The sequence below is a fragment of the Pontibacter diazotrophicus genome (assembly GCF_003367245.1).
Taxonomy (GTDB): Bacteria; Bacteroidota; Bacteroidia; order Cytophagales; family Hymenobacteraceae; genus Pontibacter; species Pontibacter diazotrophicus.
Window position 1 is genome coordinate 25,364 of the sequence record NZ_QRGR01000036.1, and the last position, 15,167, is coordinate 40,530.

At 48.8% G+C, this 15,167-nt stretch carries 12 protein-coding genes; 9 read left to right on the top strand and 3 right to left on the bottom strand.

Translation table 11 applies throughout. The features are described 5' to 3' along the window. Window positions 1-143: 143 nt before the first annotated feature. Window positions 144-1,067, top strand: a complete 924-nt coding sequence (locus DXT99_RS23205; RefSeq protein WP_115567984.1) for a LysR family transcriptional regulator — start codon at window positions 144-146, stop codon at window positions 1,065-1,067. Window positions 1,068-1,227: 160 nt separating this feature from the next. Here DXT99_RS23205 and DXT99_RS23210 read toward each other — a convergent pair whose 3' ends face one another. The 3 genes from DXT99_RS23210 to DXT99_RS23220 form a co-directional block, all read right to left on the bottom strand. Then, window positions 1,228-2,880, bottom strand: a complete 1,653-nt coding sequence (locus DXT99_RS23210; protein WP_115567985.1) for a SulP family inorganic anion transporter — start codon at window positions 2,878-2,880, stop codon at window positions 1,228-1,230. 127 nt (window positions 2,881-3,007) lie between these two features. Continuing rightward, entirely contained in the window at window positions 3,008-4,006 is a 999-nt protein-coding gene (locus DXT99_RS23215; protein ID WP_317048162.1) for an L-threonylcarbamoyladenylate synthase, read from the bottom strand. 841 nt (window positions 4,007-4,847) lie between these two features. Beyond that, on the bottom strand, window positions 4,848-5,366 hold the full coding sequence (locus tag DXT99_RS23220) for a hypothetical protein (RefSeq protein ID WP_115567987.1): 519 nt from the start codon (window positions 5,364-5,366) through the stop codon (window positions 4,848-4,850). Between the two features lie 775 nt (window positions 5,367-6,141). Here DXT99_RS23220 and DXT99_RS23230 point away from each other — a divergent pair. The 8 genes from DXT99_RS23230 (at window position 6,142) to DXT99_RS23265 (ending at window position 14,647) form a co-directional block, all read left to right on the top strand. After that, window positions 6,142-8,586 carry a gliding motility-associated C-terminal domain-containing protein gene (locus DXT99_RS23230; protein WP_115567989.1) on the top strand — a complete coding sequence of 815 codons (2,445 nt, stop codon included), beginning with the start codon at window positions 6,142-6,144 and terminating at the stop codon, window positions 8,584-8,586. A gap of 6 nt (window positions 8,587-8,592) precedes the next feature. Then, a complete protein-coding gene (locus DXT99_RS23235; protein WP_115567990.1) occupies window positions 8,593-9,552 on the top strand; it encodes a PorP/SprF family type IX secretion system membrane protein in 960 nt (319 codons plus the stop codon). Between the two features lie 336 nt (window positions 9,553-9,888). Next, window positions 9,889-10,494 carry a hypothetical protein gene (locus tag DXT99_RS23240; protein WP_115567991.1) on the top strand — a complete coding sequence of 202 codons (606 nt, stop codon included), beginning with the start codon at window positions 9,889-9,891 and terminating at the stop codon, window positions 10,492-10,494. A gap of 212 nt (window positions 10,495-10,706) precedes the next feature. Continuing rightward, window positions 10,707-11,108, top strand: a complete 402-nt coding sequence (locus DXT99_RS23245) for an Ig-like domain-containing protein (protein ID WP_115567992.1) — start codon at window positions 10,707-10,709, stop codon at window positions 11,106-11,108. A gap of 396 nt (window positions 11,109-11,504) precedes the next feature. Next, complete coding sequence (locus tag DXT99_RS23250) at window positions 11,505-12,137, top strand: transposase family protein (protein ID WP_181885233.1); 633 nt, start codon at window positions 11,505-11,507, stop codon at window positions 12,135-12,137. Window positions 12,138-12,250: 113 nt separating this feature from the next. Continuing rightward, window positions 12,251-12,655 carry a hypothetical protein gene (locus DXT99_RS23255; protein ID WP_115567994.1) on the top strand — a complete coding sequence of 135 codons (405 nt, stop codon included), beginning with the start codon at window positions 12,251-12,253 and terminating at the stop codon, window positions 12,653-12,655. 334 nt (window positions 12,656-12,989) lie between these two features. Further along, window positions 12,990-14,234, top strand: coding sequence for a PAS domain-containing protein (locus DXT99_RS23260; protein WP_115567995.1), 1,245 nt, complete (start codon window positions 12,990-12,992; stop codon window positions 14,232-14,234). A gap of 65 nt (window positions 14,235-14,299) precedes the next feature. After that, complete coding sequence (locus DXT99_RS23265) at window positions 14,300-14,647, top strand: histidine kinase (protein WP_115567996.1); 348 nt, start codon at window positions 14,300-14,302, stop codon at window positions 14,645-14,647. Window positions 14,648-15,167: the final 520 nt, after the last annotated feature.

The window sequence follows — 15,167 nt, forward strand, 5'->3', positions numbered from 1 at the left end:
GAGCATCCACCGACTCGGTAGAATTTCCGTAGCCTTCAGCTAATCTCATTTCGCTCATGTGTGATTTATTTGTGCTACAAAAATCGCTAATTGATTATATAAATAAAAATATATACTTTTAATGCCACCCATAAACAAAACTTATGAACTACACATTGCACCAGTTGCAGGTTTTCCTGAAAATCACCCAGACCCAAAGTATCACAAAAGCTGCCGAGGAGCTGCACCTGACACAACCCGCCGTGTCCATACAACTCAGGAACCTGCAGGACCAGTTCGAGATTCCTTTGACAGAAGTGATTGGGAGGAGAATCTTCATCACTGACTTCGGGAAGGAAATAGCTGTTGCAGCAGAGAGGATTCTCAATGAGGTACATGCCATTAACTACAAGACGCTCGCATACAAGGGGCAGTTGATCGGCCGCCTGAAAATCACGGTTGTGTCAACCGGCAAATACGTGATGCCTTATTTCCTGTCTGATTTTCTGAAGCAGCACCGCGGCATTGAGTTAGTGCTGGACGTGACGAACAAGGCCATGGTAATTGAAAGCCTGGAAAAGAACGAGGTCGACTTTTCCCTGGTGTCCGTCTTACCGGAGAACCTGCAGGTGGACAATATTGAGTTGATGGAAAACAAACTGCACCTGGTTGGCAATAAGGAGCAAGAATTTAAACGACAGCTACACGAAAAGAGCATTCTGGAGACTATCCCCCTGATTTACCGGGAGCCGGGATCAGGCACCCGGCATATAATGGAGAAGTTTATCAAACAGAACAACCTGCCTGTCATAAAAAAGATGGAGCTAACCTCTAATGAAGCGGTAAAACAGGCTGTGATTGCCGGGTTGGGCTATTCCATCATGCCGTTGATAGGAATCAAGAATGAACTGAGCAACGGTGACCTGCAGATCATCCCAGTCAAGGGATTCCCCATAAAATCAAATTGGAACCTGATATGGTTAAAAAACAAAAGCTTTTCTCCTGTTGCGAGTTCATTTTTAGACTACATACAAAAAGAAAAAAGCAGAACAATCCAGGAATGGTTTGGATGGCTTGAACAGTTTTAAGCCGCTACGGCTTCTGTTTCTCTTCTTTTACAGCTACAGCAGAAAGCCTCCTGCTTTGATGATGGAAACATTACCAAAGCAGGAGGCTTAATTTACACCTTTAAATAAAGTGATTTAAGGCAGCAGCAATAAGCGGCTCTCATCAAAACAGCCCTTCTCTTTAAGCGGCCACTTTCACCTGCTTTTTCTTTTGCGCCCTGACCCTGGCCGCAAGCGGATGCTTGGACACAGGTTTGTGAGCGTGCAAACCTGTCATCTCCAGCCATCCTCCCTGCGCCATGTACTCCTCCCGGTACTGGTGCAGGTGCCTCATTACAGTATGGTCCACAACGATGGTTTCAGAAAAGTCGAGCACCAGGTGTTTTTGGCGTGGCAGGCTATCGAGGTACTTTCGTAATTTGATGTAGTTGCTGAACACTGCTCCATCTGACAAGGCGATGTGTATGTAGTCGTTGTCTTCGTGCTGCTGAAGCTTGATGCCCGGCTTGAAGATGCTTTTCACCGGTAGCCCTTTTATCATCAGGATGAGCAGTTCAGCGGCTATACCAGCACCTATACCCACGAGCAAATCAGTGGAGAGGGTAAAGATGATCGTAATCAGAAATATCACCAGCTGCTCCCAACCTTTGTGGAAAGTCTGAATGAAAGTAGTAGGCGAAGCCAGTCTGAAACCTGTGTAGATAAGCATCGCAGCCAGGGCGGCAAGCGGAATCTGGTGTATCAGGCCAGGCGCCAGGGCCACAAACCCCAGCAGGAAAACACCATGGAAGAAATTAGCCCAGCGTGTCTTGCCTCCATTATTGACGTTGGCAGAAGAGCGCACTATCTCTGAGATCATAGGCAGACCACCAATCAGGCCGGCGAGGGTGTTGCCGATGCCCACCCCCACCATATCGCGGTTCAGGTTAGCTTTGCGCTTGTAGGGGTCCAGCGTATCCACGGCTTTGGTGCTCAAAATACTCTCTAATGAACCAACCACTGCGAACATGATGATGTACTTAATAGAGGTGCCAGAGAATACTTGGGAAAAATCCGGGAAAGTGATGGCACTGAGCAGGTCCTTGGGGAGTGTTACCAGGAACTCGGGACCAACGCTGTAATTGTGCTTGTCCAGAAAAAGGTACGTGTGGCTGTGCGCCAGGCCGAACAGGTGCCCTAGCGGAATAGATATCAGTATCACAAGAAGGGGTGCCGGTACCCGTTTCAAATATTTGTTTTTCAGGAGCGGAAGGATAAACAGAATGAGCAGACTGGTAACTCCGATGATGGCTATCTGAGGATTCAGGTTGGCAATTCCCTGGGGTATTTCAACTAAAAGCTCCAAGGGTTCTTTGCCGGCAGGCTTCACACCCATCAGGGTGAAAACCTGTTTAGAGATGATGATGATACCGATGGAGGTCATCATACCACTCACGGCTGCTACAGGAAAGAAGTCACCCAGCACTCCGCTTCGCAATAAGCCGAACAGGATTTGGATGACACCAGCCACTACAATGGTAGCCAGCGCCAGCTTGTATCCCAGCAGGGAGTCCCCCTGCCCCAACTCCTCCACTGCGCCCAGGGCAATCACAATAAGTCCGGCAGCCGGCCCTTTTATGGTGAGTTCTGAGCCCCCCAGAAAGCTGACTACCATGCCACCGATGATTGCTGTAAGTATACCTGCCACAGGGGGAAAACCGCTGGCCAAGGATATGCCAAGGCAGAGGGGCAGGGCAATCAGGAACACCAGGAAGCCAGAGAGGGCATCACTTTTAAAGTTTTCGCGCAGGCCAGCCAGGCCACTTGTAAAAGGGGCTGTTTTAAGTACTTTCATGAATTAATATTTGCTGGGTTAGGGTTTAGTTTTCAAAGACACAAGTACAAGACTTGGGGAATAATATTTTGGTGGTGCTACTTAAGGGTTAAGAAGACTCAGTAGGCAGTTAATACAAAAATGCCTATCATGATTCGGCCACTATTCTTCCTGCGGCTTTTTTCAGGCGCTCATTTATTGTCTTTCCAAGACCTTTCTCCGGAAGCTTTTCAGCAATAATCCTCTTCAGGTTCATGCCATCCAGCCGGTGAAGGGAGTGGTACAGGTTACTGGCTGCTTGACTCATGTTGGCAGTGGGCGACAAGACAGCAAGATGCTCCTGCGGGAGGTTGTCCATGGTCTTATGAAATGTGATGATACCCGTTTCTGCAGCGCCATACTTTTCCAGTAACTCCTCCACTCTGTCTGTCAGGTACAACGGGGTTCTGGGAGAATAGTGGTAGGGCAACATGCCGGGGCTTAAAAGGCTCCTGCCAGTTTGCTTGTGCACCTTAACCTCTCCCGCTACTTCTTCTATCTCTTCAGGGGTAATGGCACCAAGCCGGAAAACTACTGGCTTGTTGTTCTCGAATCCAACTATTGTAGACTCCACCCCCTTATCGCAGGGGCCGCCGTCCAGTATGTACGGTATCTTCTCACCAATCTGCTGCTGTACGTGCTCAGGCCGTGTAGGGCTTATATAGCAAAAGGGATTTGCACTTGGGGCTGCCAGCGGGAATTCCAGCATCTGCAGCAGTTTAAGGGTCAAGGGGTGATCGGGAACCCGCACAGCTACATGAGGGAGCGATGCCGTGACAATGTCCGGCACATTTTCTTTTTTGGGAAGCAGCAAAGTTAAGGGTCCTGGCCAGAACTTCTCTATCAGTCTTTGAGCTGCCGCGGGCACTTCTGTGACGTACTTTATAAGTTCATTGCTGCTCCCAATGTGGATGATCAGTGGATTGAAGTGTGGCCTGTTTTTAACTGAAAATATCTGTTCAACGGCAAGCGCATCAAGTGCGTTGGCCGCGAGGCCATAAACCGTTTCAGTCGGGATAGCCACTAATTTTCCACCAGACAAAAGCCGGCTTGCTCTCTGTATGTTTTGACCTATGGCAGCCATCGGATTAGTATTATTGAGTGTCAACGTGTCTTGATCGCTGCAAATATAGACGCTGCTTATTATTAATTATTATTTATAATATTAATGAAATACATAAATGAATTTAATAGTAGCCTTGCTTTACCGGCTCCCGACATACAGACAACATATAAAAGCAGCAAGACATAGAGCCTAAGCGCATAAGGCGGCTCAGCACCCTTTTGTGTCCTGTTTGGCAATGGCAAGGAAACCTGTTTAACTTAATGATGTTCCCCTGCCGTCATTACAAGTAGTGGCGTTTGATACGGGAGGTGCATGCCAACAGGTTGAAGAATATGGGCGCAGGCGCACTATTAAAATACGGTAAAGTGACGGGGTGGCTTCACTTTGCGGTTGTGGCGGCAAACACTGAGACTTATAAAGAGGAATAACCGGGCATTACCTTCGTTGCACTATGCAATCTTTTCTCCTTGTTTCTGAAAAAAAGCCCCTCTTTTCCTCTTCATCATAGGGTATGTTTATTCTTTGGAACAAGGACTTAGTAGTACCCTTTTTTGCACTCCACAAACTCAGGAGGAAGCCAAGAGCCCCAGCCCAATGTAGTGCTTGAGCCCTGTGCAATGCTGTGCAGCCTCTCAGACAGTATCTGGTGCGCCTTATGGGGGTAGAATATTTGTGAGCTGCTCTAATGATGCGGTGTTTTTACATTCATAGTCGCCGCATCCTGTATTATGACTGAAAGCAAGGACGCAATAATGACATAAGCAAGCGGCAGCACAGGAGGTGTCATTAAATTAAGATGATCCTCCCCATTGCTGCATGCTATGGCAGGGAGAACGCCTGCCATTCACAATACAGCGTCTCTACAGGGCTAAGCCCATACTACTTAAAATGCTTCTTCGAGATGCCTAAATAAAGCTTCGTTGCTGTTGGCGTGCAGAATCCTGGCCCCAGACAAGGCGGGGAAAATAGTTGAGAATTCGTTCAGATGCACTTCCTTCGGGCTTCCTTTAGACAGTATCACGTTCACTCCCCCGAAGCAACTGGCGAGTGCGGCAGTCCCCCCGTGCATGGATATAAAGCGGTCGCAGTTAGCGTAGATCATTAACTGTAAATGGTTGAAATTATTTACAATGGCCCTATGCTCCTGGTACAGATCACAGACCAGAAGTACCTCCGGATGGTTTTCCCTTAGCCAGGAGTGCTCCTTCAAATCAAGTATTTCACTGTTATCAGCCACAATCTGAGTAGCAAGGGGCCTGTTGTAGATTATCTGGTACTTATGGCTGTAGCGGTTTATTATTTTCTCCAGATCTTCAATGCCCAGAAAGTTTAGCGGTGCACCATCCCATTCTATGTTGTACTTATTTGAAATGACTAGCAGCGGCTTTTCATAGACAAACACATTGTTCTGAAAGTGCTTTTTATAGGGAACCCTTGTCCTGGAGTTGCTACATTTGAATGGAGGCTGTGGCTGCCTGAAAAAATTCTCCAGTAAAACGTTGCGATTCCACCTGAGACAGGTTATCGAGCGGGTACAACTTACATGCATACATGCAATAGTCAATATTCAGTTTGGCAGGAACCTTATCAGAAGCCTTTTCCTGAGCCGGCGTTGCCTGCCTCCTTTCTTTTCGTCTGCACATCTTACCCGGTATCGCTTTTACCAACTTCCCATTAATTTGTAAAGGTATAACACGGGGTAGACAAGTGCCTTTAGAAAAGAACATGGGTGAAAAGTGCGGGAAACTGCTTCCAGAGTATCTATGTGGTAGTGAGATGCTGCGTTTAAGCAACTTATGTTTAAACGCAGGGTAGGCTTTACAGGTAGAATATCCAGACAGATAGAGTTTCAAATCGAGCAAGCGATAATTTAACTCTCTAGTGGGGTTGTTCTTCTGTAGTAATAAAACAAACAGAAAAAATCATATTTAATGTAACTGAGAGCACCCGGCATAGTTGCTAAAGGCTCTATTGACTTTCTGTATTAGTCAAGCAAAAAAGGCTTTAGGAATCACATGAAGCCTTTTATTTAAAGGATTATAAAAGCGTAACATTTATATACTTAAATATTTATTTACAAAATTGGTGAATGGTTTTTTACAATTCACCAAAGTTTCTACATTTGCCGGAAGTATAAATTTATTTATAAGCACAACCTCTACCAACCTATTCGTTTTATGCAAGTTCTTACCCTTCCCTCTTCTCAGGAGAGGGAGAGTGCACGGTGCGCCTTTTTCAATCCGCTCTTGAAAGTGCTGCTCGTATGCTTCCTGTTACTATCCTACTTTCCTGCTGACTCCCGGGAACTGCCGGCACAGGCTTACTTTTCAGCCAATACCGGAACAGCCCTCCGGCCTGGTGACGTCGCTGTCTCAGGTTTCAACGCCGGCAACGGGGACATAGGATTTGTGGCCTGGGTAGACATGGCTCCTGGCACAGAGATCAGGTTCACCAACAACGGTTGGCGGAGTGCAGGGGCTACTACGGCTCCCGGAAACGCAAGAAACAAAGAGCAGGTTGCCACCTGGACGAACACCACGGGCAGCACCATTGCAGCAGGCACCACCATTGCTCTGAAGACAGCATCTCCATACACGACAAGCCTTGGCTCCACCACCGTGTTCAGCAACTCGGGGAAGAGTAACCCCTCTTTGGAAATAGGGTGCGGTGACCAGATAACCGTATACCAGACCGATGGCAATGGAACGGGCTTTACTCCTGCCAACAGCGAGACGGCTACCTTTACCGGAACCGCCCTGCTCATCGTGCACTGGCCTTTCACATGGACAACATCAGGCAAAATAGGTGATGCAACCACCTACCTGCCTTCTGACTTAGCGGACTATAGCATGACCTTCGGGATGTTTATAGACCCTCTTGAGCAGTATGTAGGGCCCAGGGCAGGCAAGACTACAGCTGAATACGCTGCGTTGCTGAAGGACGGCTCCAACTGGAGCGTGCTCTGGGAAACAGAGATAAACCCTGAGCCTTTTGTTATGAGGGTGGACTTTACGCCTCCCCTGGTAGAGGGCATAGCTGACAACGGCGTTTACAACAGTGACATTACCATCTCCTTCAACGAGGGCACCGCGACTTTAAACGGGGAGCCCTTTGCCAGCGGCTCTAACGTAGGCGCGGAAGGGGACTATGCTCTGACAGTGTCGGATGCGGCTGAAAACACGACAACCGTTCGCTTCAGGCTGGATAAGGCGGCGCCGACAGGAAGCATTGCCATCAACGGCGGAGCGGCTTATACCAACAGTGCTTCAGTGGCCTTAGCCATATCAGCCGCCGACGGAACCGGATCCGGTGTAACCGGGATGCGCTTCTCCAACGACAACAGCACCTGGAGCGCCTGGGAAACAGCAGGCGCCACAAAAAACTGGACGCTGGCCAGCGGAGATGGCAGCAAGACTGTTTATGCAGAGCTAAGAGACGAAGCGGGTAACGTGAGAGCGGTAAGAAATGCCATCGTATATGACGCCACGGCGCCAGCCGGATACGGCGTCGTTTTCAACACCGGCCCTGTGGACATTCGGAATGTGGGCAATGTCTCTATGGGGATAAGCGGTGCGGAAACTGGTGCAACGCTGCACTACACTATCACCAGCAGCCAGGGCGGGACACCTGTGACAGGTACCGCTCCTGTGGAAAGCGCCCGATTCGACATCTCTTCCCTTGACCTGACCGGCCTTCACGACGGCACATTGTCAGCAGCGGTGTACCTGCAGGATGCCGCCGGAAACAAAGGCGCGGTTGTAACAGCAGAAGTGGTGAAAATCACCCGTGACATTGCGGATGTTACAGCACCTGCAACCATCAGGGTGCCCATCAGAACTGCCTGCGCGGATGTGCCGCTGCCGGCTACAGTGGAAGTCGCTTACGCAACAGGCATAAGGGAGCAAGTCCGGGTAGCGTGGGGGCAGGACGGATACAACGGTTTTGTGGCTGGTGCCTATGAGCTGTCAGGAGTGCTGGTGCCTGCACCGATGACGACAAACCTAACTGGTATAACAGCCAGGATTACAGTGGAGGTACAGTCAAACAAAGTCCCTACCGCCCTTGCCCTCAGCACGGCTACTTTCACGCCGGAAGCGACCGCTGATAACGCGCTTGGCGTTCTTACCACAACCGACCCTGATGACTCACAGTTTGTTTACGCCCTGGTAGGCGGTGAGGGAAGTGCTGACAACAGCCTGTTTGAAATCAGCGGCGATAAACTCCACCTGAAATCAAATCAAGGTATGTCCGGTCGGGTGCAGTTCTCTATCAGGGTGCGCAGCACAGATACATACCATAACGCCATTGAGAAAAGCTTCAGGCTGGACAAGGAGCTTTACGCGAAGCCGGAAAACCAACTTAAGATAGTGAACGCCTTCTCTCCTGACGGCGACGGCATCAATGACACCTGGGTTATCCCTGAGCTGAGATTCTACAACAACGTGGAGGTGGAGGTGTTCAGCCGTGCCGGGGCAAGGCTGTTCAGAACGACCAACCCTGAGCAGGGTTGGGACGGCATGGACAGGAACGGTAAGGTGTTGGAGGGAGGATTCCTCTACATTGTCCAGATAAGGGACATCAACGTGGTGAAGAAAGGTGTTGTGACAGTTCTTAAGAAGTGATTAAAGATGAAGAGGTATATATTATCAGTCCTGATTTTAGTCTCTGCCCTGGGCGTGCAGGCACAGGGCAGGAAGAACATCGCCAATTTCTCTCTTTTCCAGCAGTACTACAACCCGGCGCTCACAGGCTCTGATGGCTCGGTGGTAAAAACCCTCTACCGTAGCCAGTGGTCCGGCTTTGAGGGTGCTCCCAGGACAATGTTTGCCTCGGGAGAGCTGAATTTAACGGGTCGGGCAGCTGGCCAGGAAGAAAGGGGGCATGCCTCGAAGGATAAAGCCAGCCATGCCGTGGGACTGGCCGTGCTTGGGGACAGGTTCGGACCCTTTGCAGAGAACCAGCTGTTGCTAAGCTACGCCTCCGGCGTGCGGCTTGGCGAGCGCACGCGGCTTCGCTGGGGTGGTGCCCTTACCTACGGCTCTATAAGCCTGGACGGCCATAGGCTGACAGTGGACAACGAGAGTGACCCACAGTTCCTGGGGGTGCTGGGTAACAGGAGTCGTATCAGCAAGTTTGACCTGAACCTGGGACTGATGCTGACCTCCGAGAGGTATTACCTTGGCTACGCCATGCATGAGGTGACGAAGGACAGGATGATTTATGGGGACAGCTTCCTCAAGGATTTGTACACGCGCAGGCACATCGCGCAGGCAGGCTACCGCACGGCCGTCACCGAGCAGGTGGGCTTAGCAGTCAACGGCATTTACCAGTACGACAGAAACCTGGAAGGGGCCGTGGAGGGCCAGCTGAAGGCAATTTACCGGAACATGTTCTGGGTGGGCGGCGGCTACCGCAGGGACGAGGCATACAGCTTCAATGCAGGGCTCCTGGTGAACCAGCTCAGACTGGCCTATGCGTATGAGGTGCCTACGGCGGCAAGGTACACCAGCATGAACACCAGCGAGGTGGCCCTATCCTTTTACCTGGCCCCCGTTCAGCGCAACAGCAGGCAGGTGGTTATCTGGTGAGCCAGTCTGAAATGCCTTTTCTTTCCGCTGCTCTCCTTGTGGGTGTTATTGCCGCAACTGCACCTGTAACAGGTAGCCGTGAGAGGGAAGCCTCAGGCAGGAAGCGGCTGATGGCTTTGACACACTGCCCATATTTTATGTACCAGCAAACGCGAGGGCGGGAGCAGGGTGTTTGACAAGCTTTTTGATATTCAAGGTTTGCCTGCTAAACAGTTTGATTCCATTTATAGAGTACAACCATATATTACACCTTGGCTCTTTATCGCCTTCCAGGCTTAATTAACAGCACAGAGCGTGCACAAAACTTATAACCGCTGCAAATTTTACTTTTATCTAATGTTGCCTTTTTTTAAGAAGCGCTGCCTTGCCGGAGCGCTCATCCTTAGCTGTGCCTTGCAGTCGTGCCAACTTATCACAGGCCAGGAGCAGGAGCCGAAAACTACCGTCTACACTATTAAGAAGGGGACTCATGACGCACTCAGGGCCTTCGCTGCAGACCCTGACTTCGTTAAGGTGCTGAGCACGGAGCGTGTGCGCTTTTCTGTCATTTTCGACAGTACTGCAGTCTATGCCACAAAGGACCCGGCTAACCAGCGGGACATGAACAAGCTGTACGGCCTTTCCGACTGCAGCAGCGACCACCACACCAACAGCGTCCGCTTCGGCTGGCGCTGGTACGGGGAGCGCCTGGAGGTGCATGCTTACACCTACAGGAACAAGGTCCGGGAATCGGCCTTTATAGGCTATGTAACACTGGGAAAACCATCCGCATGCGAAATAAGGCTGGAAGACCAGGCTTATGTGCTGACCATGGACGGAAAGTCCGTTTCCTTGCCAAGGAACTGCAACGGAAAGGGCGAGGGGTATCAGCTGTATCCTTACTTTGGAGGTGATGAGGCAGCGCCGCACGATATCACCATCTCTATTCAGGAGCTGCTGTAGAGCGGCTTCACCAGGTGTTCCCGGTCATTGTGTATCTCACAACGCTCGGTGTGCATCACGCCTGGCAAGGGAAGTACAAGGCCTTGCTGTAGGGGATACCCTATGGTTTTGCATAGCAGGTTACTGCCTTGTCACAGCATTCAGCAAGGCCTGTTGAGCCTGCTCATTTTTAAGAAACTACCATTTATTATCAATTCACAGTATTTAGCCAAATGAAAATCAAATCAATTCTTGCCTCTCTGGGAGTCCTGCTGATGCTCACTTCATGTGAATATTTATTTGAGGATGAAAGCCTGCAGCCCGATGGCTCTGTCCCCTATTTAGTTGTGAATGCCCCTGCCAACAGCCAAAGCCTGAGAACAGGGGAACAGCTGCGCATTAGCGTTACTGCGTCTGATAAGGACAGTGTAAGCTATATGCGTTTTACAGTAAAGGGAGCCTCCGCTGAAACACCTTTGGTTGACTTCACGAAAGTGCTGAGAAAAAGGGTGGTGGAGTTCGACACACTGGTTTCGATGGACAATGCCAACTCCGGAACCTACTCTTTGGGGGTGGATGCCACGGACAGGAAAACTAACCGCTCTTATAAAGAGGTGTCGGTTACGGTAAAATAGCCTCAGCGTTATGGAAGCAAGGAAAGGGCGGCCGGAGTGGGCCTGCCTTTTCCTATATGGCATGGAGAGTTGCAGGAGCTGTCTCTGGGATAAAAGGAGCCTCTGCAAACAGTCAGGCTGGCATACGCCTTCCTGCTCTCGCTGCTGGAGGATGCACTCAGGGAGAAAAGGAACCAGCTGCTGCGCGTAAAGAAGGCGTTATCATACCATGCCTTTTTCTCTCTTTCCACTAGTGAATATCATTCTAAAGGCTCTATATTTAAGGCAGTTAATATAGTAAAAAATGAACTATCTGCGCCTAGCACCTTTCCTGTTCTTCCTTATCCTGTTTTCCTGCAAAGATGCGGCGCCGGCACAAAGGAGTGCTTTGGGGGCAGGCGCATTAGCTGGCAAGGGGTGTACCATCACTTCAAGAAGTGGGCAACTGACGGCAGCCTGCGAAAAGCCTGGATAGCGCTCCTGAAAAGCCAGCGCAGGCTGTTGAACCTGTCGTGCGTGCAGTTGGACGGGAGCCAGACCATCTGCAAGAACGGCGGGGAGTGCATTGGCTACCAAACCAGGAAAGCGGCCAAAAGCTGCAACAGTCTGTTTCTGGCTGATAGGAAGGGGCTCCTGCTGGCTTGTAGCCAACCTGTGTCAGGGGCCCATCATGACTTGTTCGAGATAGAGCGGGTGTTCAAGGAATTGTGCGGCCTGCTCCAGGAAGCAGGCATCGAAACGGAGGGATTGTTTCTCAATGCTGATGCGGGTTTTGACTCTGGGGGCTTCAGGGGCCTGTGCTCAGAGATGAGCATAGAGGCTAACATTGCTTTCAATCCAAGAAACGGGCGAGCGGACGGGGAGTATGTCTATTTTGATGAAGAGCTTTTCAAGTGCAGAGTAGTGATTGAGCATGCCAATGCCTGGCTGGATAGCTTTAAGGCCTTGCTCATACGTTTTGAAACGAAAGCTCAGCACTGGCAGGCCCTACATTGGCTGGCATTTATTGTGAAGTTTGTCCGAAAAATCAACAAAAAACTAAAACACTAAACAGCTTCGAGATAAGCTGACAGCAGTTCCCACTTTAGATAAAAGTAAAAGTGGCTATCTTTGCTCATAATTAGCTTCACTTACACAAGCAAACAAACAGCATCAGTTAGACTATGAATATTTTTCATAATAGCTTCATAAAACTGGACTACGAGCCTACTACAGATGTTCTGTCTGTTAACATGCCAACTGTTAATGTTGTTAACATGTCCGAGGTAAAGCATACCTTAGAAATCATTGTGGAGCATGTAAGAAGCTATGATGTTAAAAGGCTCCTGGTAGATGCGAGGAAAACAGAGATAGAAATTGATGAAGATATCTACACAGCCATAGTTTCAGAATTCAGCCGCAGCCTGATGGCGACTCGTCTTCAGAAGGTGGCTCGAATTGTCTCATCCAGTACAGTAAGGGAAAATGTTGTGAAGAAAGTTTATGGCGAAAACAAGCTTACCTTAGAGTTTAAGAACTTTACAGATATTGCTCCTGCCATGGAGTGGCTCGTGCAGCGAGAGAGATAATATTTTTGTAGTTCTCCATCTACAAAATAGTGAACCTGCTGAACAAAATCTTGAAGTATATTTTCATTTAGATTCCGCATATACAATGCCTTACATTCTGGGTCTTCTTAATGAAAGAAAAAAACTTAAAACTTCTTATTGGAAGCCCTAATGAACCAGAAAAGCTCCCAACATTTCTGTAAATTTGCACCCTTAACGTCAGTGTTTTATAGTACTTTAACAGGCAAAAACAATATTTAAAGCTCTTATACTGCCTATTAATTGTATAGTAATCATTTTTCCCAGATATTAGTATCCCACTGAATTATTTTAAACTGCTCTACATAAAACTGTAATGGATTCATACAAGCTACTGGTCAACCTGCCAGACACAGTGGTATTTCTGTCACCCGAACTGAAAATACTTGATGCTACAGACGACTACCTGAAAGCAATGGTTTATACAAGGGAGGAACTGGTCGGGAAAGAGTTCCTTTCCTTGTTTCCAGATAACCCTCCCAAACCTGATTTTAAAAACAGGCAGTTGCTGCTCGACTCCCTAACAAGAGCCATACAGAGCAAAAAGCCCGACCATCTACCTGCCCGCCACTACACCATTCCCTCTCCAGAGTCACAGGGGGGAGGCTTTACTGAACGGTATTGGGAGGCTGTGCATAAGCCCGTGTTGGACAAGAATGGTGATGTGGAGTATGTTATACACAAAACAACCGATGTGACACAGCGGAAGGCTGCCAGAGATGCGGCAGAGTGGGAAGAATCCAAATATATGTTCATGATGAACGCACTGCCGCAGCTTATCTTCACCGCTGATGCCACAGGCAAAGTCACCTTCTTCAACAAGCGATTCTATGAGTACACAGGTGCAAGACCTGAGGTACTGGAAGAGCATGGATGGCAGCATGTCGTACACCCTGACGACCTGCCGAAAATGGAAGGAAAAGTGGAAGAAGCATTAAGGAACGGTACCGAGCTTCAGGCGGAGTTAAGACTCCGTAGCAGCAGAGGCAACTACCGCTGGTTCATCACCCGATGCGTTCCGATGCGAGACGAACAAGGCAACGTCCTGATGTGGGTGGGAAGTGCAGTGGATATCCACGACACACGCCAATTGGTGTATGAACTCGAAGAGTCGTATGAGAAGATGGTGGAACTCTCCGAGCAGTTGCAGCAGGCTTACGTCAAGGCAGAGGCGGAGCGAAAGGTGCTTCAGCAGTTGAACATGAAAGCTCCCGTATTCTTCTGTGTACTGAGAGGACCTGAGCATCGCTACGAGCTGGTCAACGAGAAGTACCAGAAACTGATGCCAAATAAGCACTTGATTGGCAAATCGGTTGCGGAGGCGTTGCCAGAGGTGGCTGAGCAGGGCTTTGTCGGGATTCTGGACGAGGTATACGCCACTGGAAAGGACTATGTGGCGGAGAACATCCCCGTGATGATAGACCGCTATGACATGGGCATGCCTGAGCAGATGCACCTGACTTTCATCTATCAGGCAATTTATAACGAGAACCAGAAGATAACAGGTATCATGGTCTGCGGTTATGACATGGCTGAGAAGGGTAGCCTAACAAGCAGGTAGAAATTGGCAGAAGAGAGAACAGTATCAATAAATAATGCCGCAGACATGCCCCACAATAAGCCTATATGGAATTAGCCAGACTGGATTTCCAGCAACTCAGGATAAAGCACTTCGCCTTTAAATCGAAGGTGCGTTCTGTCCTTCATGGGGGAAACTATGACAAGGGCTATTTCCAGAGCAATAACCCCGTGACGCAGTGGTTCGTCTCCACGGGCAATGTCACGTACAGTAACGACACAGAGTTGGAACAGCTTAGGCGTCTTCACAGGGAGTTTTCCTATCTTGCCGATAAAGTGGTAGAAGCTTACAGAAGCGACTTGTTTGACCAGGCGCAAATAGGCTTTGAGAAGCTGATTGAAATATCTGAAATGTTTCTCAGCAGGCTCTCTGACCTTGAATTGAAATACTCCTAAGCCTGTTACAGCTTGTTACAAATTCATTTTACCCACCCTATGGAGAAGGTGAAATTTAAGGAAGACAGGATGCATGGCTCTATGTTCGTTTTACTTAATCGCTTTGTAGAGAAACATTACTGTATTTGGGGATAAGCCTACTTCCATTTCATATGTTTGTGAGTAGAAAACTTCACTTTTACAGTACCAAATAAACGTTCGAATGTTTGGTTGACTTTTACAGGAGAGGTTGGTTAGCAGCAGAAGCGGAAAAGCGTGGTTTGGGCGAGGTCATATTATTTTGGGGGAGTATTATGTAATAGACACTACATAATCTTACAGGTTACCATTCACAGTCTGAATAAAAACAGACAGATGCAAGGTTTACTTTCGCTGCCGATGTAATACGCTCTTTGCTCAAAGTTGCTCCTTTTGCCTGATTCCTGCATTAGTGAGTATAGCATAGTACTCTCTTGTTGTGATTTCACAAACCGATTCTCCGCAAATACAAAAGATGGTGTCCATGCATCTGTTATCTGCA